29 protein-coding genes are annotated in these 26,328 nt (G+C 31.9%); 9 read left to right on the forward strand and 20 right to left on the reverse strand.

The annotated features are described in order from the left end of the window. Positions 1-14 precede the first annotated feature (14 nt). The 4 genes from MHB47_RS10635 to MHB47_RS10650 all read left to right on the forward strand — a co-directional run bounded on the left by MHB47_RS10635 (position 15) and on the right by MHB47_RS10650 (position 2,960). Positions 15-890 carry an undecaprenyl-diphosphate phosphatase gene (locus MHB47_RS10635; protein WP_340756602.1) on the forward strand — a complete coding sequence of 292 codons (876 nt, stop codon included), beginning with the start codon at positions 15-17 and terminating at the stop codon, positions 888-890. A gap of 329 nt (positions 891-1,219) precedes the next feature. Then, positions 1,220-1,921 (forward strand): hypothetical protein, encoded by a 702-nt coding sequence (locus MHB47_RS10640; RefSeq protein WP_021339403.1) that lies wholly within the window; start codon positions 1,220-1,222, stop codon positions 1,919-1,921. A 5-nt stretch (positions 1,922-1,926) separates the two neighbouring features. Next, on the forward strand, positions 1,927-2,391 hold the full coding sequence (locus MHB47_RS10645) for a YaiI/YqxD family protein (protein WP_064783108.1): 465 nt from the start codon (positions 1,927-1,929) through the stop codon (positions 2,389-2,391). Positions 2,392-2,393: 2 nt separating this feature from the next. Continuing rightward, on the forward strand, positions 2,394-2,960 hold the full coding sequence (locus tag MHB47_RS10650) for an LOG family protein (RefSeq protein WP_002508350.1): 567 nt from the start codon (positions 2,394-2,396) through the stop codon (positions 2,958-2,960). A gap of 151 nt (positions 2,961-3,111) precedes the next feature. Here MHB47_RS10650 and MHB47_RS10655 read toward each other — a convergent pair whose 3' ends face one another. Then, positions 3,112-3,729: a LysE/ArgO family amino acid transporter gene (locus MHB47_RS10655; protein ID WP_002508351.1), complete on the reverse strand. Its 618-nt coding sequence runs from the start codon at positions 3,727-3,729 to the stop codon at positions 3,112-3,114. 183 nt (positions 3,730-3,912) lie between these two features. Here MHB47_RS10655 and MHB47_RS10660 point away from each other — a divergent pair, with 183 nt between their 5' ends. Beyond that, positions 3,913-5,337, forward strand: a complete 1,425-nt coding sequence (locus MHB47_RS10660; protein ID WP_340756605.1) for an aminotransferase-like domain-containing protein — start codon at positions 3,913-3,915, stop codon at positions 5,335-5,337. A gap of 119 nt (positions 5,338-5,456) precedes the next feature. Here MHB47_RS10660 and MHB47_RS10665 read toward each other — a convergent pair whose 3' ends face one another. From MHB47_RS10665 to MHB47_RS10680, 4 genes are all read right to left on the reverse strand, one after another. Continuing rightward, positions 5,457-6,032, reverse strand: coding sequence for a GNAT family N-acetyltransferase (locus MHB47_RS10665; protein ID WP_002508353.1), 576 nt, complete (start codon positions 6,030-6,032; stop codon positions 5,457-5,459). Between the two features lie 98 nt (positions 6,033-6,130). Further along, positions 6,131-6,427 carry a hypothetical protein gene (locus MHB47_RS10670; RefSeq protein WP_002508354.1) on the reverse strand — a complete coding sequence of 99 codons (297 nt, stop codon included), beginning with the start codon at positions 6,425-6,427 and terminating at the stop codon, positions 6,131-6,133. A 380-nt stretch (positions 6,428-6,807) separates the two neighbouring features. Further along, complete coding sequence (locus MHB47_RS10675) at positions 6,808-7,020, reverse strand: SA0632 family lipoprotein (protein ID WP_002508355.1); 213 nt, start codon at positions 7,018-7,020, stop codon at positions 6,808-6,810. A 42-nt stretch (positions 7,021-7,062) separates the two neighbouring features. Next, a complete protein-coding gene (locus MHB47_RS10680; protein WP_021339399.1) occupies positions 7,063-7,533 on the reverse strand; it encodes a GNAT family N-acetyltransferase in 471 nt (156 codons plus the stop codon). 95 nt (positions 7,534-7,628) lie between these two features. Here MHB47_RS10680 and MHB47_RS10685 point away from each other — a divergent pair, with 95 nt between their 5' ends. After that, on the forward strand, positions 7,629-8,312 hold the full coding sequence (locus tag MHB47_RS10685) for a DUF1129 family protein (protein ID WP_002508357.1): 684 nt from the start codon (positions 7,629-7,631) through the stop codon (positions 8,310-8,312). A 223-nt stretch (positions 8,313-8,535) separates the two neighbouring features. Here MHB47_RS10685 and MHB47_RS10690 read toward each other — a convergent pair whose 3' ends face one another. The 5 genes from MHB47_RS10690 to MHB47_RS10710 all read right to left on the reverse strand — a co-directional run bounded on the left by MHB47_RS10690 (position 8,536) and on the right by MHB47_RS10710 (position 13,551). Next, the gene (locus MHB47_RS10690) at positions 8,536-9,696 is read right to left on the reverse strand and encodes an MFS transporter (RefSeq protein WP_069801654.1); all 1,161 of its coding nucleotides are present in this window, start codon (positions 9,694-9,696) and stop codon (positions 8,536-8,538) included. Between the two features lie 264 nt (positions 9,697-9,960). Beyond that, positions 9,961-10,449, reverse strand: a complete 489-nt coding sequence (locus MHB47_RS10695) for a DUF456 domain-containing protein (protein ID WP_340756607.1) — start codon at positions 10,447-10,449, stop codon at positions 9,961-9,963. 6 nt (positions 10,450-10,455) lie between these two features. Then, positions 10,456-11,664 (reverse strand): sugar efflux transporter, encoded by a 1,209-nt coding sequence (locus MHB47_RS10700; protein WP_340756609.1) that lies wholly within the window; start codon positions 11,662-11,664, stop codon positions 10,456-10,458. 95 nt (positions 11,665-11,759) lie between these two features. Continuing rightward, positions 11,760-12,614: a LysR family transcriptional regulator gene (locus tag MHB47_RS10705; RefSeq protein WP_107514439.1), complete on the reverse strand. Its 855-nt coding sequence runs from the start codon at positions 12,612-12,614 to the stop codon at positions 11,760-11,762. 211 nt (positions 12,615-12,825) lie between these two features. Continuing rightward, on the reverse strand, positions 12,826-13,551 hold the full coding sequence (locus MHB47_RS10710) for a DUF402 domain-containing protein (protein ID WP_340756611.1): 726 nt from the start codon (positions 13,549-13,551) through the stop codon (positions 12,826-12,828). Between the two features lie 212 nt (positions 13,552-13,763). On the opposite strand from MHB47_RS10710, the gene MHB47_RS10715 reads away from it, so the two are divergent. After that, a complete protein-coding gene (locus tag MHB47_RS10715) occupies positions 13,764-14,876 on the forward strand; it encodes a 5-methyltetrahydropteroyltriglutamate--homocysteine S-methyltransferase (RefSeq protein WP_340756613.1) in 1,113 nt (370 codons plus the stop codon). A gap of 110 nt (positions 14,877-14,986) precedes the next feature. Here the strand turns inward: MHB47_RS10715 and MHB47_RS10720 are convergent, their stop codons facing one another. From MHB47_RS10720 to MHB47_RS10735, 4 genes are all read right to left on the reverse strand, one after another. Then, entirely contained in the window at positions 14,987-15,487 is a 501-nt protein-coding gene (locus tag MHB47_RS10720; RefSeq protein WP_340756616.1) for a cupin domain-containing protein, read from the reverse strand. A 1-nt stretch (position 15,488) separates the two neighbouring features. Further along, positions 15,489-16,205 (reverse strand): YebC/PmpR family DNA-binding transcriptional regulator, encoded by a 717-nt coding sequence (locus MHB47_RS10725; protein ID WP_002508365.1) that lies wholly within the window; start codon positions 16,203-16,205, stop codon positions 15,489-15,491. Between the two features lie 231 nt (positions 16,206-16,436). Continuing rightward, positions 16,437-16,793: a transcriptional regulator, SarA/Rot family gene (locus MHB47_RS10730; protein WP_056935346.1), complete on the reverse strand. Its 357-nt coding sequence runs from the start codon at positions 16,791-16,793 to the stop codon at positions 16,437-16,439. A 336-nt stretch (positions 16,794-17,129) separates the two neighbouring features. Continuing rightward, entirely contained in the window at positions 17,130-17,789 is a 660-nt protein-coding gene (locus MHB47_RS10735; RefSeq protein WP_107514434.1) for a Bax inhibitor-1/YccA family protein, read from the reverse strand. Between the two features lie 441 nt (positions 17,790-18,230). Between MHB47_RS10735 and MHB47_RS10740 the strand changes: the two genes are divergently transcribed. Beyond that, complete coding sequence (locus tag MHB47_RS10740) at positions 18,231-19,043, forward strand: LysM peptidoglycan-binding domain-containing protein (protein ID WP_021339391.1); 813 nt, start codon at positions 18,231-18,233, stop codon at positions 19,041-19,043. Between the two features lie 320 nt (positions 19,044-19,363). Here MHB47_RS10740 and MHB47_RS10745 read toward each other — a convergent pair whose 3' ends face one another. The 5 genes from MHB47_RS10745 to MHB47_RS10765 all read right to left on the reverse strand — a co-directional run bounded on the left by MHB47_RS10745 (position 19,364) and on the right by MHB47_RS10765 (position 24,197). Continuing rightward, the gene (locus MHB47_RS10745) at positions 19,364-20,371 is read right to left on the reverse strand and encodes an inorganic phosphate transporter (protein ID WP_002508369.1); all 1,008 of its coding nucleotides are present in this window, start codon (positions 20,369-20,371) and stop codon (positions 19,364-19,366) included. A gap of 13 nt (positions 20,372-20,384) precedes the next feature. After that, complete coding sequence (locus MHB47_RS10750) at positions 20,385-21,002, reverse strand: DUF47 domain-containing protein (protein WP_002508370.1); 618 nt, start codon at positions 21,000-21,002, stop codon at positions 20,385-20,387. Between the two features lie 565 nt (positions 21,003-21,567). Beyond that, the gene (locus tag MHB47_RS10755; RefSeq protein WP_340756621.1) at positions 21,568-22,596 is read right to left on the reverse strand and encodes a sensor histidine kinase; all 1,029 of its coding nucleotides are present in this window, start codon (positions 22,594-22,596) and stop codon (positions 21,568-21,570) included. After that, positions 22,589-23,263: a response regulator transcription factor gene (locus MHB47_RS10760; RefSeq protein WP_002508372.1), complete on the reverse strand. Its 675-nt coding sequence runs from the start codon at positions 23,261-23,263 to the stop codon at positions 22,589-22,591. The genes MHB47_RS10755 and MHB47_RS10760 overlap by 8 nt, the downstream gene beginning before the upstream one ends. 16 nt (positions 23,264-23,279) lie before the next feature. Continuing rightward, on the reverse strand, positions 23,280-24,197 hold the full coding sequence (locus MHB47_RS10765; RefSeq protein ID WP_340756623.1) for a 3-beta hydroxysteroid dehydrogenase: 918 nt from the start codon (positions 24,195-24,197) through the stop codon (positions 23,280-23,282). A 121-nt stretch (positions 24,198-24,318) separates the two neighbouring features. Between MHB47_RS10765 and MHB47_RS10770 the strand changes: the two genes are divergently transcribed. Continuing rightward, entirely contained in the window at positions 24,319-24,825 is a 507-nt protein-coding gene (locus MHB47_RS10770) for a GNAT family N-acetyltransferase (RefSeq protein WP_340756625.1), read from the forward strand. A 230-nt stretch (positions 24,826-25,055) separates the two neighbouring features. Here the strand turns inward: MHB47_RS10770 and MHB47_RS10775 are convergent, their stop codons facing one another. Beyond that, the gene (locus MHB47_RS10775; RefSeq protein ID WP_021339389.1) at positions 25,056-26,087 is read right to left on the reverse strand and encodes an alpha/beta hydrolase; all 1,032 of its coding nucleotides are present in this window, start codon (positions 26,085-26,087) and stop codon (positions 25,056-25,058) included. Positions 26,088-26,328: the final 241 nt, after the last annotated feature.

Raw genomic sequence — 26,328 nt, forward strand, 5'->3', positions numbered from 1 at the left:
AAAGTAGGTAAATTATGTTAATACTTGAATTGATTAAAGGACTTATTCTAGGTATTGTTGAAGGCTTAACAGAGTTTGCACCTGTTTCTTCAACAGGTCATATGATCCTTATCGATGACATGTGGTTAAAATCAAGTGAATTTTTAGGATCAGAATCAGCCTTCACCTTTAAAATTGTAATACAACTTGGTTCTGTTTTTGCGGGTGCATGGGTATTCCGTGAACGTTATTTCGAAATGCTTCATATTGGTAAGTACAAAGCATCTTCTATCGATGGCGTTGGTCAAAAACCGAATCGCTTAAACTTACTACATATTATTGTCGGTATGATTCCTGCAGGTATTCTTGGATTATTATTTGATGACGTTATTCAAAAATACTTATTCAGTGTTCCAACTGTAATGATTGGATTATTTATTGGTGCTATATATATGATCATAGCTGATATTTATAGTAAAAAAGTTACAAATCCACAATCAGTTGACCAAATCAATTATATCCAAGCATTTGTAATTGGGCTATCACAAGCAATTGCAATGTGGCCTGGTTTCAGTAGATCTGGTTCTACAATATCTACGGGTGTATTAATGAAGATGGATCACAAATCAGCATCAGACTTCACTTTCATTATGGCTGTACCTGTTATGTTAGCAGCTAGTGGCTTGTCACTCGTTAAAAACTTTGAATATATTCATTTAGACCACTTTGGTTTTTATGCATTAGGCTTTATCGCTGCCTTCGTTGTAGGTTTAATTGCAATTAAGACATTCTTGTACTTAATTAGTAAAGTTAAATTAATTCCTTTTGCTATATATAGAATTATTTTAGTTATTATTATCGCTATCCTTTATTTCGGTTTCGGTATTGGACAAGGTATTACAGGCGAATAATATTTCAATGAACTATATATGCTTATGCATCAATATAACTAAATGTTTTGAAACAGTGAGACAGAAATCTAATTTTTCTAATAAAGTTTCGTTGTATAAACTCAAATTAATAAAGCTGACTAGCAAAAGAATGCAAGTGTATTTTTAGTTCAGTCAGCTACTACCAAATTAATAATCGAGGCTAAGGCGTATATTTGTCTTAGCCTCTTCTTTTTATTATCGCTATGCTAAATGACGTTTATCTTTCTGTATAGACTGTATTTAGCGTTTATTTTCGTGTATTATAGGGTAATATGTAGATAGTATAAAATTAAATGGAGGCAACGAGTATGGACAAAAAGCAATTAATCAAAACAATCATCACAGTAGCACCTGTGTTTTTAGTACCGCTAATCGTTGAACGCAAACGTATTAAGGATCATCCTGATGTGAAAAAAGCAAGTGACGCAACAGTTAGTGCTTCTAAAACAGTTGCAGATAAATCTGTACGTGTTAAAGATAATGTTGTAGAAAAATCTTCTCACGCAAAAGACTACGTTGCAGATAAAAAACATGACATGGATCAAAAACGTGAACTTAAACGTATCGCAAAAGAACATGATCCAGCCTATATTGAGAAAAAAGGCGAAAAATTAGAAAAAGAAAATCGCAAAGAAGCAGACAAAATGAACAAACTTCTGCAAAAAAATATAGACAAACGTCATAAAGAAGAAGAAAAAGCACGTCAAGATAATAAGAAACAACGTATCAAAGACATGAAAAAATCAAATAAACACATGGAAAAAGTTGGATTAACTCCAGGTAAACTTGATGATGAAACAGAGAAAAAAGGCGAAAAGCTAGAAAAAGAAAATCGCAAAGAAGTAAGCAAACTTGATAAATTACTGCAAAAGAATATAGACAAACGTCATAAAGAAGAAGAAAAAGTGCAAGAGAAAAACAAAAAAGCACGCTTATCTGAATTCAAAAAATATAAAGACTACGTGGCCAAAAGTGTTGTTAAACAAAACAAAGAAGAAAATGGTAAATAACCCTAATGACACAAGTCATTATTGATGGAGATGCTTGTCCTGTAACCAATTCAGTAATTGAATTGACTGAGGGGACAGGCATTTTTGTTACCGTTGTTCGCAGCTTCAGTCATTTTTCTACAGTAGTACAACCAGACCACGTGAATATTATCTATGTAGACGATGGACCAGACGCTGTTGATTTTAGAATTGTAAAACTGGTACGCCCTAGTGACATTGTGATCACACAAGACTATGGCTTAGCTAGCTTACTTTTAAACAAGACGAAAATAGTTATGCATCATAAAGGTTACATCTATACGCAACAAAACATTGATACATTATTAGAGCAACGTCATGCGAGTGCTCAATTTAGAAGAAGTGGCGGACGTACAAAAGGTCCCTCAGCTTTTACTGAGCAAGATGTAGCTGAATTTGAAGCTATCTTTTCGTCTATCATTGCGAATCAGATGTCGAGCAAGGAGGAATAAATATGAAAAGCATTGCGGTGTATTGTGGTGCCAGTAAAGGAAACGATGAAACCTATATTACTGAAGCTTATCAGTTGGGTAAGTATATGGCTGAACAAGGTTATGAATTAATATTTGGGGCTGGTTCTGTAGGTATCATGGGCGCTATTCAAGACGGCGTATTAGATCATGGCGGTCGTGCTGTAGGCATCATGCCTAATATGTTAAATGAAAAAGAAATTACAAGTGGAAAATTAAGCGAGTTGATATTAGTAGATTCTATGCATGAAAGAAAAAATAAAATGGCTGAATTGGCTGATGCTTTTGTAATGGCTCCAGGTGGCGCAGGTTCATTAGAAGAATTTTTTGAAATGTATAGTTGGTCCCAAATTGGTATTCACGAAAAACCTATTGCCGTGTTCAATATCAATGGGTTTTTCGAGCCCTTACAAGCACTTTTAGATCACATGATTCAAGAAGGTTTCATAGATTCTAAATACAAAAACCTTGCTCCTTTGTGCAATACGAAAGAATCACTATTCGAAGCGATAAACAATTATAAACCACTTGGTATTAGAACTTATGATTAAATATATCGTATTAAAAAACAAAACGTTGGGATATAAATCCTAAACTTCAATAGACGGGGAGTGGGACAGAAATCAAAATTTGATTTCCGCCCCACTCCCCGTCTTATGTTATTATGCACTTTCTAATTATAAAATTTGAACACTCATTACACTACAGTAAAAGCATTATTAATTGTTTTAGAATCATAACCGCAACAATTAAAATTATAATAGCAGATACTTTATTTAATATCATAATGTATTTTCCTGTTTTATCAATGTTGCCTATCATTTTTCCAGAAATTGCTAAAAAGAAAAACCAAACCCATGATATAACTACAGTTGAAATAGTAAACAAGACTTTATCCGTACCATCATATATTGCCCCACTCGTTCCAATGACACCAATTGTATCCATAATTGCATGTGGATTCAGTAGCGATACAGAAATCGCAAAACCAACTTGCTTCTTCGCTGTCATTGGTCGATAACGCTTCAATTTATCTGGCCTTGCTTTCCATAACGACCAAGCCATATATATTAAAAAAACTAAACCTATACAATAGATAGAAACTTGCAGCATGGGAAATGAGAGTAAAATAACCGACACGCCTAATACTGCTAACACAATAAGAAATGTATCACACAGACCTGCTGTAATAATGACGGGTAACGTTTTATATATACTCTTATGGTTGGCACCTTGATTAAATACAAATACATTTTGCGCACCCAATGGTAAGATTAATCCCAATGCGAGTAAGAACCCATGAGCTAACGGTTGTAACATGTCAATTCCTCATTCCTCAATTTTAAATTTCCAAAAATAAACCAGACCAATTTTCAAAATCTTTATTCATTGAAAATGTATGAATATAAGGTCTATAAGTACTATACTATAATAAATACAAGAAAATCGGACCAACCAGAAACCAATAAAAATACCAACCAAATTTTATATAGGAGCGTTTATATGTTCAAACCCAAATACAAAAAAATCATCGATGATATCATTTCAAAAATAAATGATGAGACATTTGAACGTGGTATGAAATTGCCATCTCAGCGGAAAATGGCAAACTACTACGATGTAAACCGTTCAACTATTATACAAGCTTTAGATATTCTTCAAAGCTATGGTGTTATAGAAGGAAAGGAAAGAAGTGGACTTTATATTCCAGACAACAAGTGGAGCACTTATATAAATAACAATACAAATTGGCAAAAGTATATTAGTAATAGTAGCTCAAAAAATAACCAATACTTTATACAAATGATTAACAAATTAGAGTTTGAATCTAATTTAACTCGCTTAAGCACTGGAGAACTTAGTCCAGATTTAATTCCAAATGAAAAATTCAAAGAAATTCTTTCTACAAGTGAAAAAGACTTACTTAATACAAACTATGAGCACCCACAAGGTAGTTTAAAATTAAGACAAGCGATATCAAACCATGTAAAAAAATTAGGCATAATATGTAATGAGGAGAATATTTGTATCACTTCCGGTGCTTTGCAAGGCCTGAAGTTAATTGCTGATGGCTTACTCGTCCCACAATCGAAAATCATTATAGAAACGCCATCATACATTAATTCTATACGTACTTGGCATAATATTAGAGCAGATATTAAACATATACCTATTTTTGAAATAAAAAGAAATATTAATAATATTTTTAATGCAACATCAGCATACAATAATAGTATTTTTTATTGTATTCCTACATTACATAACCCAACTACAAATTCCTATACAATAGATGAAAAACAAAAATTAATCACCCAATGTAAAGAAGTTGGAATACCTATTGTAGAAGATGATGTATATGGTGATTTATGTTTTGATGATGAACGCCCACTTCCTTTAAAGTCTTTTGCAGATAATGATAATATCTTATATCTCAATAGTTTGTCTAAAACTGTGAGTCCCGGCTTGAGAATAGGTTGGATTATTGGAAAACCTTCAGTAGTACAACATTTAGCCGACTTAAAAATGCAAAATGATTATGGAGCAAGTTCACTTTCACAATTCGTTGCGACTGAATGGCTAAATGCGTCTTCCTATCATGAAAGTCATTTAATAAAATTGAAGCAAGAACTTTTAAATAAAAGAGATGTCTTTTTACATTCACTGGACAAGCACTTAAGTCTTTTAGGAACTTGGAAAAAACCAAAAGGCTCCTTTTATATATGGTTTAAATTAAATAAACCTGTTGATATGAAAATATTGTTTGACGAAGCTATAAAACACAAGATTTTAATAAATCCCGGAGAAATATATGATACAAAATCCAAAAATTATATACGCTTTTCTTATTCATATATAGATAACAACGATATAGACAAAGCATTAAAAAAATTAAGCGAATTAATTCAATTTCAAACACCTACTGCTTAAATTAAGTAAAATTAACATAGGAAGATCTCATCACTAGGTTCAATACTAATGATGAGATCTATTATTTTAAAGAAGATTATTTATACACTAAATCCATGTGTATTCACAAATTTTCGCATTTAACTACTTGATTTTAAGCTTTCATCATCTAACATAGCTAAATTTTTATAATATCTTACATGTCTATTAAGCGGATGATGTTTGCTTAATTCTGGATGTTCAAAATAATCATAAATTTCCATACCTAGTTTTTCCATGACTTTGAGTGAGGGCTCATTGCTTTCCGAAGTAAAAGCATATACCTCATTTAAACCTTGTTGTTTCGCATACTTCAGTACCGCTTCTGCACCTTCAGTAGCTAGGCCATTGCCCCAAACTTCCGGAATGAGTCGCCAACCAATTTCATAAAATGGTAACTCTTCAAATGGGAACTTGCTCTCTTCTGTCACATAATTCAAGCCTATAAAACCTAACCACCCATTAGTTTCTTTAAGTTCTACAGCAAACAAACCAATACCATCATCTAATATCATTTCATTCATTTTATTCATATCGTGTTCTGAACGTTGATAACTTAATAAGCTCGGAAAATATCTACGAACTTGTTGATTCGCATTCATTTGTTGGAATGATAATAAGTCTTCCTCTTGCCAGTCTCGTAACCTTAAACGTTCAGTTTCAATATAAACTGTCATATGTTACACCTCTATACTGGAAAAATAATTTTCTATACAAAAGTAACGCGTTATGAATCTTTTCATATCGCGCTACCATACTGTTTTTTATAATTTGTTTATGCTCTTGTAATATAGCTAATTAATTCAAGATTAACAGCTACTTCTTTTAAGCGATTACGTTCACTTTTCGGTGCAGTAAATGTTGCATCGATAAAATCATTTTTATGGTTTAATTTATAAGTAGCAACAAACGTATCTGTATCAGATTCAAAGTTAGGTAAATGCGCAATCACGCGTTTGATTTCACCTGTTGAATCTTTTATTTCTCTACCTGTAATATTTTCTAATTCTCTACCTAGTTCAGGTAAAGTAATTGAACGACCTTCTAATAAATTAAAATCTTGTTCATGCATAATGCTTACCTCTCTTTCTATATAGACGACTTATTAATCTACTTCATTCTTACAGTTGCCCTATGAAGTGAAAATCACTGAATAATAATCGACCTATATTCCAAAATTCATATTTTAAAAAATTATTTTGTATGTTTTATATTAATCTTTATTATGTTTAATGATACCCATTATACCAATTACTAAAACCATAATACAATGATTTCCTAGGAAATAAAGAAATATCATCTGAAATAGCATTAAATGTGATTTCTATATGTTATACAAATAATATTTCATTTTTCGAGAAATTTGTTCGTCAATTTTGTATCAAATACACTATTTATTACTATGGTAAATGCCTAGGTATAGTAACAACAAACACCATAGCATCGTATATTTTATGTTTCAGCGTTGATTTCTTTCTCTAAATCTTTCGACTGATCTTGTAATTTATCTTGCTCTTTTTCCAGTTTTTCTTTTTCTTTTTTCAAATCTTTATTCTTCTTCTCTAATTTATCTATATCTTTTTCTAAAGAAGCCTTTTCATCATCTTTACCACAAGCGGTTAATGCAATCGTCGATGCTAATATGAGTGCTAAACACTTTTTCATATATATACTCCTTTTTAATGCAATTATAATAAATTAATTTTATCATTTTTCTCTATTATCTTCATTATTTACCCTTAAATTTTTAGTCATTATGACTTTACTTATTTGATAGTCCATATTTCGATTTAATTGTTGCATCTGAACATTGTGACTGTCCACTGTGCTTTCAATTTTTAGAGCGCCTACTGCTCTTGCCCATGCTTCGACTTCATTTTTAAAACGCGTAGCAATCCCTTGCTTACGAAATGCTTCATTAACATATAGCATTTCTATTATCACTTTATTATAATCTTTCAAATAGCGTGCCCAAATAAAACCTATAAGTTCTTCCTTCTGTGTTTCGAGCCATACTAAATCTGTATTATATTTCAGCCCATGATTTATCATTTCTTCACGTAATCCAACAGATAACCGGCTTTTACTATAATCTTCATTTTGTTTTGCAAGTTCACTTTCATGTATGTCTGCAATTTCAGTAATATATTGTTTTTGTTTAAGTGAAAGTTTTTCCATATTTTCTCCTTTAAAAAGTAATGTTGATTTATAATGTTATATTCGTCATAATAAGCCTTATCATTACATTCTATAAAAAGGACTGCGAAATTCAAATGAAATCTACTGACAAATTAATGCGAGAAAATAATGTAAAAGCTTTGCGATTAAATAATACAGATAGAGATGCATTCGAAAATTACATGACATACGTCCGAGCAGATTTAAGTGTTAATCCTCACGATTCTGAAAAAATGTTGAATCGCATTTTAAATCAATTATTGGAAGCTGAAAAAGAAGGTATACTCGCCATGGATTTCTTTGAACATGATCCTAAGTCACATGCCAAAAAGGAACTTAAAAAATTACCAAATGAAACAATTTTAAATATATTCAAATACATAATTCAGCACATCTTTTTGTTATTTGGTATTTTTTGTTTCCTTAAAGGATTTATTGGCTTTTTCATTGGTGCGAAGCGATTATATTTATATTCATTTCCTCTTGTTGTATTAGTAGGAATTTTTATCATTTTTCTATTTATATGGATGATCTTCCGAACTGTACAAATGCAGTGTTTTACAAAATCACATTGGACATGGATATTAACGTATGTCGTCATTTTATTACTATTATATGCAATATTTTATGTATTTTTCATTCCTCAATCATTTTTAGCATTTGGGCCTTATATATTAATAAGTAATTGGACCTTTATTATAATCTCATTTATCGTTATACCCATCGCTTTATTTATTGATCATCATTATACAAATAAAGATACAAATACATCTTTATAATCTTGTTGTTTAAATAATAGTGGCTATTTGGTACAGTCTCTAACCTATTAATAAAGTGCTATGCTATATCTCCAACCACTAATTTTGCGTACCAACTAGCACCCACTTTCAAAAGTGAAATATTTTAAAACAAAAAGATCTCATCACTAGTTTAAATACTAATGATAAGATCTTTTTTTGAGTCTGGATAATATATCTTAGACTCTTGTACGTATTGTCACGTCTATGGTGCCATGCCTTCTTTTCTTTCCACAGCGATACTAATAAACAAGAATATCAGACCGATTGCAGTTAGTATTGGCGCAATTAAACTTAATGATGCTATCGGTAAATTCGTCACGACAACGCCACCAATAAAGGCACCAAGCGCATTGCCTAAATTAAATGCAGATTGGTTTAATGTACTTGCAAGCGTAGGCGCATCTTTAGAAATAATCGTACTTTTAAATTGTAATGATGGACTCATACTAAAGCCGATTAAACCAAAGAAGAATATGCCTGCTACCATTAAGAAACCATTCATTTGTATAAAGTATAATAGTAAGAAGTAAACGATAAAGATTGAGAAAATAATTTGTAATGCTTTATTTAAATTCCAATCCGCAAGTTTACCACCAACGACGTTACCTAATGTAACACCTACCCCAAAAATAATTAACAGATATGAAATCAAGTTTTCTTGTACATTTGATACATCAGTCAATACTGTAGAAATATAAGTGAAGTATGCAAATACACTACTGAAACCAAATAATGTCACTGCTAAAGTTAACCACAAACGTTTTTCTTTTAAAATTTGTAGTTCTTTTTTCATTGATGATTTTACTGTATCACGTTGCATAGGCACAAAAATAATAATGCCTATAAGTGCTAGTGTTCCTATAATAGAAATAATAATAAACGTCATCGGCCAACCAAAGTTTTGACCTATTAATGTCCCGAATGGTACACCTAAAATATTACTTAAACTCAATCCCATAAACATTAGTGCCATCGCACTTGCACGTTTCTCTGGCCGCACCATATTCGCTGCTAAAATAGAACCTATCCCAAAGAATGAACCATGAGCCAACGATGTAATGATACGACTTGTCATCATAAATCCATAACTCGTACTAAATGAAGCAGCAAAATTCCCTAATATAAAAATAGCCATTAAGGCTAGCAGTAAATATTTTCTATTCCATTTAATCGTCAACATAACTATGATAGGCCCACCGATTGCAACACCTAATGCATAACCAGTTATCAATTGTCCTGCCTGACTTACAGTTACGTCAAAATCCCGTGCAATATTAGGTAATAATCCCATAATTACAAATTCTGTCATACCTATTGCAAACGCACCGATTGCAAGCATCCATATAGCAATTGGATATTTCATTTTTGACCCCCTTCCGAAATCATATTTTTTTCACATGTTTGTGATTATACTAAAATACAGTTGCCAAAAACAAGGGAGTTGCTTGATTTTCTCCTATTTTTAAAATTAATTCGCTTACATTTAATTTAGCTGTATTCATTTAATAAATTACTTTACATCATAATACTACTAAGAAAATTAAAAAAGTTAGCAATCGCCAAAAAAAGTTAACAGTGTTTAGAACACTGAATTACCCTTCTTATGACAATAGCTAACTCGCTAATTTTAATTAATGAGTAATGCATCGATAAAGAACCACACTACCATGATAAACATGATAATCCCTTGTGCAACAGCACTCGCTAAAAATGCTACGATGGATCCAAAACTTGCTTTTAAAGCCTTTAAAAAGTTAGGTTCTTGTATCATTTCAACAACTAGTACCGCGATAAATGGAATAATAATAATTCCAAATGGTGGAAATACAAAGCAACCTACGATTACACCAATGAGCGCCGCATACTCACTAAGTTTAGAACCACCAAATTTATTTACAAAATATTTATTCATGATAAAATCTGCTACTAAAATAAACACGGTGAATAAAATCATTGATACATAGAATATCCATGATAAATTGCCATTATGAAATGCGAATTGATAAATTAAAAATCCTACCCATAATACAAGCACTGATGGAATAATAGGTTTAATTAAACCTACAAATGCTAAGACAAATGATGCGATAATTAATATCCATAAAATTACTGTCATTTTTATCTACTCCATACTTTCTTCTGTGAATTTTTGATCTTTTGTAAAGTATATTAATATCATACCTAAAAATATAGCTGTCGCTGATACAAAGAATACATTACCCAAACCTACCCAGTGACTCATAATTCCACCTAATAAGTTCCCGCATAACTGACCTATCACCATTGCGTTAGCAAAAAGTGTAGATGCATATCCTGGAAAATCTGGCAAAATATCTTGGAAATAACTGATGCCTAAACCAAGTAATATTGCTAAGAAAATAGCTAAAAATACTTGGCCGACAAACATCATCACCAAACTTTCGAACACGCCAATACTAAAGTAAAACAGGCCACCAAACAATCCACCTAACATCAGTAGCACACGTGTCGTGAGTTTCGCAGATAAAATACCTAACACGACCATAAATGGAACTTCTAAACCGGCACATAGACTGGCTAAACCACCTACATACCCTTCAGCTTCATTCAAATATTTAGTGACGAACAACGGCATATTCAATGTATACATCCATTGACCAATATGTAATAAGATAAAGGCTAAAAACGGAACGAATAATGCCTTATCATGTAACATATTAGGTGCTTTCGCCTCAATGTGATTCACATCAGTTGTGGTTTGTTTTGTTTTGATATCTTTAAAAAAGAATACCTGTAACATCAGTGTAAATAAAATAATGGTAACAGTTCCAGTAAATAACCCTGCGTAACCATTAACACCTAATAATAAAGCGCCGATTAACGGACCAAATAAGAATCCAAATGAGAACATGGAACGCAATACGGCATTAGCAAACTTCGCTCTATCTCTTGAAGCCGAAACATTGATAGACTCTCTAGCTGAAGCATACATTTGAGGCATTGCGGGCGCGAAAAACCCTTGAAAAACGGCATACATAACAATAAATATCCATACTTCATGAATATAGAAGTAAATAGAAAAACTAACAGCACCCATTAACAATGCTGTAATGATTATGACTTTCCTATTTATATTGTGTGTATCAGAAAAGCGTGCAACAATCGTGTTCATTATAAATTGGCTGATTGCTGCTAATGCTAATAGCAGACCATATTGTGTAGAAGTCATACCCAAATCATTGGTCGCAAATAAAATAAGATAAGGTACAGTGATTGAAATTCCCATACCTAAAAGCATCATATTGACTACAAATAGTTTGTAATTCTTAATATGTAATAAAGCACTAAACATATAACAAACCTCTATTCTACTAAATTAGGTGTCAATTCTCGTATATCACTTAAATAGGCAATGTATAAATGATTATGTATTAGCTCCCATTGGTGTTATTCAACATATTCCATCATTAAATTGATAAATGATTCTACTTGAGGCAATTGTAACATGCTAGAATCGTAACTTAAAAATGTGGAACGAATCAATGGTTTTTCATCTATATTTACGCGTCTAAATTCAAACTGGTCACGGTCTAGATGCTTCATCATAATCTCAGGCAAAATTGTTACACCGACACCATTTAACAACATCTCTTTACACGTGGCCACTTGATCGACAGTAATCATAGCATGATAATCTTGACCTATTTGACTCCCATACCATTCTTTAATTTGATTAATATAAATTGGATCTGCTTGAAATTCAATAAATGGCATTTTATCAACATCATCGTAACGATTTTTAGGATTAATAAAATAATGCTCATCATTAAATAAATGTGTGTTACTTAAGTTCATAATTTTATTACCACGTATAATCATCACATGGTAATCTCTATGGTTTGCTTTAATTTGTTCACTCGAACCTACTTGAACTTGAATTTCTACATTAGGAAATTGGCGTGTAAATAAGTTTAATACTTGCGGTAATAAAGTTTGTCCGATTAATGAAGAACAACCGATTGAAATCGTACCGTTAACTTCACCAATGTGCGCTTGCATTTTATCTAAAAATAAACGCTCTTTGTTCAGCATATCTCTTGCATGCTCTATAATCATCGAACCTTCTGTTGTAGTAATCAATTGTTTCTTAGTACGTATAAAAACATTTACACCAAAAGTATTTTCAATTGATTTTAAACGTTGTGTTACTGCAGGTTGTGATATATATAATATTTCTGCTGCTTTCCTTAGTGTTCTTGTTTCATCTAAAGTGGTTAACAAGCGATAATCGTCAATCTTCATATTATCCCCCTATATTTTAAAAGCACTTTTAATCATTTCATTAATTGGTTATTATTCATGTTCACTAAACAGTTCATAATATAATTTCAAATTTCAAATTATACGTTTTTAACATTTATCATCTAGCAGTGTCACTATAACATGATTCACATGATGCTCATACACTGATTCATAATACATGTATCATTCAATTAAATTTGTACAAATTATCTTAAAGTTCTGGTTCTGAGTCGCGATGTGTTGAATGATTTTGGTTGTGATTGCGACTTTGTTGATTGTGGTTTTCACTTTTAATATGCTTATTTGGATGTTTATGATCGTGTTGTTTAGCTTTGTATGGTTTATGTTTATGCTTTTGCTCATTATATTTGGCTTTACCATGTGATGGGTGGTGTTGATTTTTTGATTTTTGTTTAATCTTGTAATAACAATACATGATTTTATCTTTCATCGTTGAAAAATCAGCTTCAATTTTTATCATTAATTGATGCGCAATAATATATGCTTCGTGATACTGCTTTTTAGTAATTTGTCCTTGATCTAAAGCACGTTGTAAATCGTCTTCATCTACAAGTTCATATTCCCCATTTGGCAATACAAGTACATCTAAACATAAATCTATTGTACGTGCGTTTCCTTTTTGTGTAACATTCTTAATATTTATATCAAAGTAATATTCTAATGGGTTGCCCTTGTCATCTAGCATCACTGTAATACTATATCGTTTTTTTTCGGGCAAGATTTGTAGCCATTGGTAGTTATCATCCGCAACAATAATATTTTGGCCCACTACTGTCACCTCTAATGGTTCACGTACTTTTTTCATCGTCACCAAACCAATAATACCCTTGAACTTGTTGTTGTTTACTTTGACTTCTGTATACTCTTTGTCAATGATACGACGCCAGTGACGCTTATCAATATATTTTACTTTCACTGTCACCAACTCCTTGTCATTATTATATAAAACTGTTTACTTTATGTCATCTTATGGATTATACTGAACGTCTTCCAATTTTGTATCACGAATTTAATTATTATTATTGTACTATATTTCATAGTGTAAAAGCGAAATTGACAATTATAATAAAGTTTGATAGATTTTATCTATATTTTTCTGAAAATTCTATAAATAAAGGAGATAGTAACATGGCAGTCATTCAAAGACCTTTTAGAGCGGATCATGTTGGTAGTTTATTAAGACCACAACGCCTAAAAGATGCACGTAAAGATTATCAAAATGAAGTCATCGATGCACAAGTATTGCGAGATATAGAGGACGAAGAAATTGAGCACATCATAGAGAAACAACTAGAAGTAGGTTTACATAGCATCACTGATGGTGAATTCCGCAGAAGTTGGTGGCATTTCGATTTCTTGGAAAATTTAGACGGTGTCAATGGCTATACTTCTGAGCGTGGTTTAGCATTTGAAGGCGTTGAAACTAGAAATCATAATGTTAAAGTTGAGAGTAAAGTCGCTTTTAACCCAAATCATCCACATTTTGAACACTTCAAATTTTTATATGACAAGGTTAATGGGCGTGCAACAGCAAAAGTATCTATCCCAAGTCCAAACCAGCTATTCCATCCAAATATCTTAAATGAAGACATCTATCCTGATATCGAGGATTATGCACATGATGTGGCTCAGGCATATCGTGAAAGTTTGCTCAAATTTTATGAATTAGGCGCACGTTACATTCAATTAGATGATGTTTATTGGGCTAACCTAACTTCTGGTTCTCAGAAAACACGTGGCCGTGACCGTACTGAAGCAGACAAAGAAGCAGCACGTCAGCTTGCATATCGTGTTGTAAATGAAGCAGTCCAAGATTTACCAGAAGATCTACTCATTACTACACATATTTGTCGTGGTAATTATCAATCAACTTGGGCAATTTCAGGTGGCTATGAGCCAGTCGCACCTTATTTATTCAAAGAAAATTTAGGTGGCTTTTTCCTAGAATATGACGATGATCGTTCAGGTGATTTTGAGCCATTACGCTTTTTCCCTAAAGAAAATTCAGCAGCTGTATTAGGTCTTTTCACTTCAAAAACAGGTGACTTAGAAGATAAATCTGCCATCCTTGCGCGTATTAAAGAAGCACAGCAATATGTTGATTTAGATCAAATTTGTTTAAGTCCACAATGTGGCTTTGCTTCAACAGAAGAAGGCAATAAACTAACTGAAGATGAGCAATGGAAAAAACTAGCTTACGTTGTAGAAATTGCAAACGAAGTCTTTGGAACAGCAAAATAAACATACTTTACTAACTCGTAAGAAGTATTAACATTAAAATTGAGAGGCCTATCAGACTTAAAAATCTGATAGGCCTTTATTAATATCTAATTTTTTAAATTAAAGAACAATTAATTTCCAGCTATATCACTTTCGGATAAAGCATAACGTTCATGTATATCTTTTAAACTTGGAAATTGATTATTCAACCATTCTTTACTCAATAGTTCAAAATGTTCAAATTCAAATGCAGGTTGGCACATACAGCCTACAAGTGCATAACCATTTTCACCTTCAATTGAAGAAGCAAAAATCGTTCCTTTTGGAACTACATATTGTAAAACATCACCCGCTTCAAGGTCTTTGCCTATTGTCACGCTTTGATAACGTCCATCTGAATGAATCATATGCACTGTTAAAGAATCTCCAGCGTGGTAATACCATATTTCATCTGCATCGATACGATGAAAATGCGATATATTGTCATGTGTCAACAAGAAATAAATACTTGAATATACTGCTCTTTCATTTAAATTATTTGATTTAGCTTTGATAATCTCTTTATAATAGCCCCCTTCTGGATGGGGTTGTAAATCTAGTTGATTAAGCCAATACTGGATATTTTTACCCATATTACTTCAAATCCACATTATGGAAAACGTTTTGAACGTCTTCTAAATCTTCTAAAGCATCAACTAGTGTTTCAAATGCTTCTTGATCTTCTTCGGATAATTCTATATCTGATTGTGGCAACATCTCAAATTCAGCAACCTTAAATTCTTCGACACCTGTTTCACGTAGAGCATCTTGAACTTGCGCAAATTGATCTGGTTCAGCGTAAATAATAGTTAACCCATTTTCTTCAACGATATCTCTCACATCGATATCTTTTTCCATCAACGCTTCTAACGTATCGTCTGCTGATTTGCCTTCAATACCAAACACAGCCGTATGATCAAACATATACGCAACTGAGCCTGAAACTCCCATATTACCGCCATTTTTACCAAAAGCTGCCCGTACATCAGAAGCAGTTCTATTCACATTTTCTGTTAATGCGTCTACGATAATCATTGAACCATTTGGTCCAAAACCTTCATATCTTAATTCATCGTAGTTTTCTTCACTTGCTCCTTTAGCTTTTTCTATCGCTCGATCAATAATATGATTCGGTACAGAATAAGTCTTAGCTCTTTCTAAAGTTAATCTTAGCGCTTGGTTTGATTCCGGATCTGGTTCACCTGATTTAGCCGCTACATAAATTTCTTTACCGAATTTAGCATAAATTCGACTTGTATTTTTGTCCTTTTGCGCTTTTTTCTCTTTAATATTATTCCACTTACGTCCCATACTTTCATCACACTTTCTCGAAAAATATTTTTATTAACATGATATATTATACAATAATTTCGCTCTATTACATAGAACTACGTATATAAATGACAAATAATCGCACCTTATATATTACATAATAAAAAAGACTAGCCATACACAATAGAATTTCATGTGTACCACTAGTCTTTTAAATCATCTTAAATTATGAATCAACAAGGGACATTTCTTTACTTGAAACTATATGTTTTATTCAGTATAGGATTCAATTTCATCTAATAATGCTTCGTAATGTGCAGCGTTCTTTTCATTCATTAATAAATATACTTTACGTTCATCTTCTGTTGAACGTAGCTTACTCACTCTATCTTGATCAATCAAACGACGAATTGAAGCAAGCACTTTGGTTCTACTCAAATCCAATTCCGCAGTAGCTATTTTTAAAAATGGCTGCATCAACATATGTTTTTCACTACAATTTTGTTGAACCAATTCTAAAACTGCTACATCATTTATTGTCAATTTATATTTTTGTTCTATGTAATGCGTTAAACTTTTATATTTTTTATAAACATTTAAAAATTGAGCCTTTTTCTCTTCATTCATTGCTATCACACCTCCACATGAAATTATGATGAATGTTTCTAACACTTACAAAAATAACACTGTTTTATTTTTGTATTTTTTTATTTGAATCAACATACTTTTATCTTTACGCAATTTTGAATAAAATAATTAAATTTGTCAACACTTTTTCATTAATTTAACTAAATTATAATAAGAACTAATTAGATTGCTCTTTTTTAAATCGTGTCATCACTATATAATGGCAATATAAAAAACACCCTTAAAGTTGATTACTAAAATCTACTTTAAGGGTGTTAACATGTTAAATAATTAACTATCAAAAACCAAGTACTTTATCTGTACTTACTTCATATTTTATTTTCTAAATTTATTCGCTAGTCTTAAAACGTATTTTATAATGTGTAATAAATTGATGAATAAATTAAAGCCCATTTCTCTTGGTGAGAATTGCCCCCGTTTCATACGGTTAAAGTCGTATAAGGTGTAAAGCAGGAACAATAATAGACCTACCACAGTAATAATCGTGTGGAACAATGAATTTTGAATAAACATACCAATCAAGCTTGCAACAATTAGGGCTACTAATGTTACAAATAAGTATTTACCCATACTTGCGGCATTGCCAATTACAAAAAAGCCTATAATACCAAACACCATAAATCCTGCAATGGCAAGAATCACATTTTTATAGAATACTTCAGGTCCTAAATTTTGCATATATGTCGTAAATGTTGCGAATGATAGCAATCCTACTACAATTGCATATATATGAGAAATTACTAAACCATATTTACGCGCTCTGTTAAAAATAACGGTGATAAGAACTAAACCAAGTAACACGAAAGATAAAGGTCTTCTCCATTCCAACGGCAAGTATTGTCCGAAGTAACAACCAATGCCAAAAATAATCCAGTAATAGACAAAAAAGAGCCATACTTTTCCGTAAGCATGAGACTTAGACTTATCTTTAGACTGTTGTTTATGCTTATTTATATGTTGTGCAGTTTCAGCCAATTGATTCACTCCTTAACTATAAAAAAATATTTAAATACTTGAATATTATAATAACATTAATAACATACTATAATCTTTCAATAAGCGTAATACTTTAACTTTCACTATTTCAAACAATACCAAACATGAACCACATAATTTTCCAAATCTCTTTAGCTGAGTCTATTTATTTATAACTACAAGCAACTTAATTGTTACAAACACGAAAAAGTTCAATACAATTATCTCTTTATAATGTCTTATAAATCGCACAAGAAACGTCTTAAAGGCACTTCATCCTTTTTGTACTCAAATGTTAATAATATTACATCTTTATAACAACACCCACAAAACATCTGATTTTTGATAGTATGGAACGTGAATTGAGATTAAAGAAACTATCACATATATTTAATACATATCTGCTTTTGGGATATATAAGAATTGAAGGAGGAGTTCTTTTTGAAAAAGTTAGCATTTGCAGTAACAGCTGCTTCAGGCGCTGCAGCGGTTATTTCCAATCATGAAGCCGATGCATCAACACAACACACAGTAAAATCTGGTGAGTCACTTTGGACAATTTCACAACAATACGGTGTATCAGTAGATGAAATCAAACAAAGTAATGATATCAATAACAATATCGTATTTCCGGGACAAGTTATTGAAATTGGTGGAAGTGGTTCACAAGAGCAAGGCTCAAGTTCAAACTCTTCTTCACAATCATCTGGTGGTTCAACGCATACTGTAGAATCTGGTGAGTCACTAAACATCATTGCCAATAATTATGGTGTTTCAGTAGATGAACTTATATCAGCAAACAATTTGAGTGGATACATAATCTATCCTAATCAAACGTTAACAATTCCAGGTGCAACTGGTGGTTCTGGCGGTTCTGGTGGTACAACAACACCAAATCCAAATACAGGTAGTTCATCAGCAAGTGATGCTAATCTATACGATTGGGGTCAATGTACATGGCACGTATTCAATCGTAGAGCTGAGACTGGCAAACCAATCAGCACATATTGGTGGAACGCTGATCATTGGGCAAACAATGCAGCAGCAGATGGTTATACTGTAAATAATACACCAAGCGTTGGTTCAATTATGCAAAATTACGAAGGCCCTATCGGTCACGTGGCTTATGTAGAACAAGTTAATCCAGATGGTAGTATTTTAATTTCAGAAATGAATTATAATACAGCACCAGGGACAGTGGATTATCGTACAATCCCAGCTTCACAAGCTTCAAGCTATAATTATATTCATTAATCTATGAATATAATATTGAATAAAAAGCAGTTAGACTTCTCTTTTGAACTCTAACTGCTTTTTAATTTGAAAAATTTTAAAGAAAATTACATATAATATCATTCATAAGCTCACTCAGTCGTCTTATGAGCGTACAAATATCTTTACTACCTCTTGTTAATATAACTTATAAAATGCTCATAACAAAGCCACTGATGTCTATAAATAAGGAACACCAAATTATAAAAAGTAATAATTTGGTGTTCCTATTTTTGAGAATAGACAATCACGTCCAAACTCTTTTATTATTTCAAAGGCTAATCATGCTATACCATGCCTACTTACAGGAAGATATTCACAACGAAATATACAAGGGCAGCAACAATTGCAGAAATCGGCATTGTAATAACCCATGTAACAATCATACGTTGTGCAGTATTCCATTTCACACCTTTAATACGATTAGATGAACCTACACCTAGAATAGATGAAGAAACAACATGTGTCGTTGATAACGGAAAATGTAATGAAGATGCTACAAAGATTGTTAAAGCAGATGATAAATCTGCCGCAGCACCATTAGCCGGACGAATTTTCATTATATTGCCACCAACTGTTTTAATGATTTTCCAACCACCAACAGCTGTCCCTAACCCCATAGCAGTAGCACAGGCAATTTTAACCCACAATTGTGGTTCAACAGTACCACTTGGTTGTAAGTTAGCTACGATTAAAGCTAATGTAATAATACCCATTGATTTTTGAGCATCGTTGGTACCATGTGAAAATGATTGTAACGACGCTGTGAAAATTTGGAAGAATCTAAAGTTTCTATTTGTTTTTGTTAAGTTTGCATTTTTAAATACGACTTTAACAATTGAATACATAATGAAACCTACACAAAAAGCAATTACTGGTGATATAAGTAAAACAGCAATGATTTTTGTAAAACCTTCATAGTGTAATACGGCAAATGACCCCTGAGATGCGATAGCTGCACCTGCAATGGAACCAATTAACGCATGCGAAGATGAACTCGGTATACCATAAAACCAAGTAAGCAAGTTCCAAAAAATCGCTGCAATGATAGCCGACAGCACCACAACAAGCCCATTTTCTAATTTAAATGGGTCTACAATATCTTTAGTTATTGTACCTGCAACTCCAGTAAAAGCTAATGCACCAATAAAGTTCATAACTGATGCTAATATAATAGCAGTTCTAGGCGTTAATGCACGAGTTGAAACAGCAGTAGCGACAGCATTGGCTGTATCATGAAAACCATTGATAAAGTCAAAGATAAGTGAAAAAATAACAATAGCTACTGTGATGATTAAAATATATTCCATTAGTTAGGACTCCTTAGCTATTTTTCATAATTATAGTTTCAAAGTTATTCGCTACAGCTTGACATTTATCTGCAATTTCTTCCATGCTTTCATAAATTTCTTTTATTTTAATAAGCGTTATTGGATCTGTTTCACTGTTAAAAATGTGTTTGATTGATTGACGTAAAATGCCATCACAATTTGTTTCAAATTCTTTAATATTAATAGAATGAATACGCATATGAGATAATTTTTTATCAACGAGTAAACCAACAGCTAATTTCATTTCTGCAATAGCTTTTTGGATATTATCAACAAATTCAGCCATATATTCATCTGTATATTCAATTGAATACATTTCAAACATCGCTGACGTTTCTTCTATTGCATCTAAAACATCATCAATTGCATTACATAATGAAAGGATATCCTCACGTTCAATTGGTGTGATGAAGGTTTGGTTTAAATCGGAAATCACTTGATGCATTAATTCATCACCGTGTGATTCATATTTTTTAATATTGTCTGAATAAGCTTTCAGATCTAAGTGCGTATTAAAATCCATTTTCCCAAACTCAATTGCAGCTCGATCTAAGTTAAAGACCATTTCTTCAAGTTGCACCATGAACTTATCTTTTTTCTTGTTAAACATCCAAAAAATCCTCCATTTACAGCGACTGTTTCCAATCAGCTTCAATAAATTTAAAAAATCAAAACTCTTTTAAGACAAATTAAAATTGGCAAGATTTACAATTCACTCATCATTTCATTACTTAATGTGCCCTTACCTTCATGAAAATGAGTCTTTGCTTCTATACCGGTTAAAAAATCTCGCAAATGTTGATTTGTCCTTATATGAAAATAGCACAAAATTTACAATTCCACAATTAAATTTACAATCTCTTAACATTTAGAACTTGTAAGAATAAAATATTCTTACAAAATATAATCATCTAAAATATATTATAGTCCCCATTTCAAATTGGCGAATTCCATAATTAACGTTTTATATTCATAATAAAAAAAGCATTGAAAGTTAAAAAACTTCAATGCTTCAGAACAAGGACAATTACGATTAATTGTATTCTTTTCTTTGAAAATGGAAGTGATTGGGCTCAAGTCCATCTTAGTTAATAAAGCACTAGACGAAGACTCCCAGCTGAGACTGTGCTGACGGAAAGTGTACACAAATTACTTCCAAAAGCCGTAAGACTTTATCAATGCTTTTCAGATAGTCTTGCAATAAGTTCATTTTGATTAGGAAACATAAATGTAGCCTTAGTTCCTATTTGTTCTTCGGAAGTGATATCTACTCGTATTCCTAATTTGTCTTTAACGTTACCTACTAAATATAAACCAATGCCCGATGAAGTCGTCTCATTACGGTAAGCAGTGGAAGTAAATCCTTTATCGTAAATTCTCGGCAAATCTTTCTTACTGATTCCTCTACCTTCATCTATAATTTCAAGTGTTATATGTTTATTAACTATATGGGCTTTAATGTGAATTGTACTATCTTCACTATATTTGATGGCATTAGATAAAATTTGTCTTATCATCATCCGACACCATTTTGTATCTGTATAGACATCGTAGTCCGCTTCAAAATCAAGATCGTAATCAATGCCTTTAGATTGACTAATATACCTTGTGATTTGTATTTCTTCTATAATAAGACGTTTTAATGCTACATGTTCAAAGTATAAATCATTATTTTGAAATTCTAATCTCGTTAAAAATAATTGTCTGTCTAACATTCCATTAATTCTTGACCACTCATAAAGCAAGGCGTACTTTCTCTCTACATCTCGCTCTTTTTCAATAAGTAGCTTCATTGCTGTTACTGGTGTCTTAATGTCATGCACAAAATCAGTTAATGACGCTTCAGTTGTTTGAATTTGTTGTTTTTGAGTTGTAACTAACCTTTTCTGACTAGTAATTTGATTATATAAATAATTTACCATCTCTTGTTGAAAGGGAGTATCAGCAAGAGATTTATGTTTTAGTTCTTCAGGCTCGATGTTATTGTACAAGTATTTGAAAAATTTTACTTCCTTTATATATGTATATAACAAAAAAATCACTGAGATTCCTAAATTCAAAATAATAATATAAAAAATACTACTTACACTGATATCGTAATCTAAATATGCAATAAATAGAAAAATGAAATGTAATAATATGAGCCAAAGTATCCAATTTAATCGAGAACGAAGGAAAATTAATAACCATTTAATGTTAGCCATGCGCCATATACCCTTTGCCTATTTTAGTTTCAATCGCATCATTCATATCAATATCAGCTAATTTTTTTCTTAAACGATTCACGTTTACAGTTAACGTGTTATCACTTACAAATGCTTCATCATCCCACAATGCTGTAATCAAAGTATCTCTAGTAACGATTTGATTTTGCTTTTTCACTAACATTTCTAAAATAACCATTTCAGTCTTAGATAAATAGATTTGAGCATCACCTTTACTAATGCTATCTTTAGATAAATCTAAAGTCGTTTCTTGCCAAGACAGTACACGCTTCTCTTCAATACTGAATTGATAAACACGTCTATATATAGCTTGTAGTTTGGCAATAAGTACACTCGTATTAAATGGTTTTTGGACATAGTCATCTGCGCCTAATTCCATACTCATAACTTGATCCATTGGATTATCGCGTGAAGATAAGAAAAGAATAGGTGTATTGGAGACCTCTCTAATTTTTCGAGTCCAATAAAAACCATCATACTTAGGCAATTTAACATCCATAATTACAATTGCAGCATTCACTGCTTCAAACTTTGACATAACATCATTAAAATCACTGATGCCATGCACTTGAAAGTCCCATTGCTCTAATTCTTCGCTCAGTTCTTTAAATAATGTCATATCATCTTCTACTAATAAAATGTCCACATGATCACCTTTTCAATTATTTAGTATATTTTATTTCTTCTCCTGACTGTATACGACCATTGAAATGCTTAATACGACAATCTATTTCGAATCCTCTCATCATCAAATCTTGAAATGGCGATTGGAACAAGTAATACGCTGGCCAAATGAGTTTAGGAATATAATCATATAAATGAACAATTACAGTTTGTGTACCTTCCAGTTTTCGAAATTCTAACTTTCCTTGTTTCGTTAAATTCGGTTTCACTATCGATCCACCTACTAAATTTAATGTAATCATATCACTTTCTGTTATCGTTTTATGAAGTACAAGTATTGGATTGCGTTTATCTTTTATATAAACAACAAAATTATCGCCCTCATTATAAGTATGTAACATCGTTCCTTTAGTTTTATTCAACCAATCAAAATAATATTCCACCATCTGATTTAAGGTCCAGTTCATTGGCAGTTGTACATTAAGTGCACTGCGTACATCATCATACTTTGAAACTTGTAACTCGACTGCAACATGAGGTCGTGAAACTTTTACTTCTGTTTTTTCGACAGGCGTTCCATACGCCGACAATCGGTCTATTGACTCATTATCAAAACGACTACCACTAATATAAATGATTTTTTTTATTCCTTTTTTTGCCGTCGCACGCCCAAAATTATCAGCAGCAATTAAATTCATATCTCTAGCTGTTGCTTTTGTCAGCTTTGCTGAATGCTTGGTTGGATCTAAATAATAGATGGCCATATCCATACCTTCCATTGACTCAAGGACATCATTATAATTATAAATATCTTTTTTTAACCATGTTACTTCTTGAAACTCATCTTCTTTAGGATATTTCGACATCGTAAAAAGCGTTGCGTCATCTTTAATGGATTGTATTAAGTTTTTTCCTATATAGCCTGTTACACCTGCTAATAAAATATTAGGTTTCATAGTTATACTTCCTTTATATTAATTTGGCCCAATTCAAATATCTCCTAGTAAAATCATGCTAATGATGTTAAGTTATACTATAACTGAGTATCAGCAAAATAGAAATAAGGAGTGGACACTTATGGTTCATCAAATTCGTGAAATTGGTATCAATGATATAGATCCATTTGTAAAATTATTAACTACTATCTATGATGAATCTGAATATTTAATATATAATCCTGGTGAGTATGCTCCATCTAACAGTGATGCTGTTTTAAACTTGGAACATTATATAACATCACCGTCCAATGCAATATACGTTGCCGAAAATAATGGTGAACTTGTTGGGTTTTCAATCGTAACAACTGAAAAATTTGAACGTACACGTCATGAAGCCAATTTTTCCATGGGTGTTATTAGACACTATCGAGAAAAAGGGCTTGGTCAATCACTTATTAATTCTATTGAAGCGTGGTGCTTAAACCATAACATTCGCCGAATCGAAGTTTCTGTAGTCCCTGAAAATGAAACAGCAGTAGCTTTATTTAAAGCTGCTGGATATCAGATTGACGGCGAACTTCGAGATAAACTTTATATCGATGGACGTTATTTCAATAAATATATAATGTCTAAGTTATTACTTTAGTCTACCTCAATGTTTATATATTAAACGTTTCATTATTATAGTTTAATTATAAATTAATAAATGGGAATGGAACAGAAATCTAATTTTTCTAATAACATTTCGTTATATGAATTAAGTCTGACAAAGAAGACTAGAACTAAAAACAGCTTATAGTATCCATTACAGGAGAGCTATAAGCTGTTTTTTGAATTTATTTATATAACTTTATTACTTCTAGCTAACTTAACACATTAGTAAGGATTCAATTGAACGCCATCAGGATTTTTTGATTCAGGTTTTAATTCCCTCTCTACACCAGAAGCACTTGTGTTTCTACTTAAGAAACTCAACGTATCTTTCATATTTTGCTGTGACTCTGGTAATTGCATATGAAATTGGTATTGATGCCTTAAATTATGTGATCCATCATAAAACAGTTTATCCACTGGAACATCTTTTTCTTTTAGTTTTTTATAAAAATCAATATTTTGACTATAAAATGGATCTGCATCCCCTACTGATAAAAATGTTGGTGGATAATCTTTTGTCACTTGGTTTATCGTAGACATTTCACTGATATATTTAAATTGTTGTTCCCAATCTCTCTTGCCAGTGTAACTCTCCATAAAGAGCTGTATTCTTGGAAATTCTGTTTCTTTCACAGTTTTCATATCATAAAAGCCACCAAAAAAGATTGCTGCTTTGATTTGATCTGGTTCAAATTGTTGATTAAACTCCATATCTTCTCGTAATGATTCATTTGTTTGGATAGCTGTAAATTGACTGGATAATTGGGCACCTGCTGAATCACCACCGAAAACAACTTGATCAAAATCTATAGGTAACTCATGTTTGTTCTGTTTGATAAACTGAACTGCGCGATCAATTTGTTTTAACTGTGTCGGGTATTTATAGTCAGGTGCAAGTGCATAATTAATATTCACTACGATATAACCCTGTTCAGCAAATTTTGATAATAACGGGTTTTTATATTGTTTATCTCCTGCAATAAATCCTCCACCATGTAACCAAAAAATGACAGGCAATTTATTATCTTGATCTAATTCAGTAGGTGTTAAAATATCTAAGCGGCTATTGGGTATCCCACTACTATAAGTTATATTAGTAAATGCATTTACATTTTCATTATTAATTTGTACTTTTTCTTTAAATTCTTGGGCATTTTGTCGGTCATATTGTTGCTTTAGTAATATTGCAATCACAATTGCAACGATAACAAAAACAACAATAGCGATAATTGTCCATTTATGTTTTTTCTTCATGCTCGACCTTCCCTTTCGCATGCATTGTATCATAATTAATTAGTACGTAGTAGTATTTATTTGAACGATTATATTAGATAAAACTGCTATTTTCTTTATTTTAAAACCACATTAATAAACTACCATTAATAATTATAAAATTTTCTCTATATAAGTTAATATCATATTTTAAAACAAAAATGGCTGCTAGATATCCAATAGGATTCTAACAGCCATTTATTAAATCTAGGATTTATATCCT

The organism is Staphylococcus sp. FSL K6-3157 (genome assembly GCF_038005145.1).
Lineage (GTDB): Bacteria > Bacillota > Bacilli > Staphylococcales > Staphylococcaceae > Staphylococcus > Staphylococcus equorum.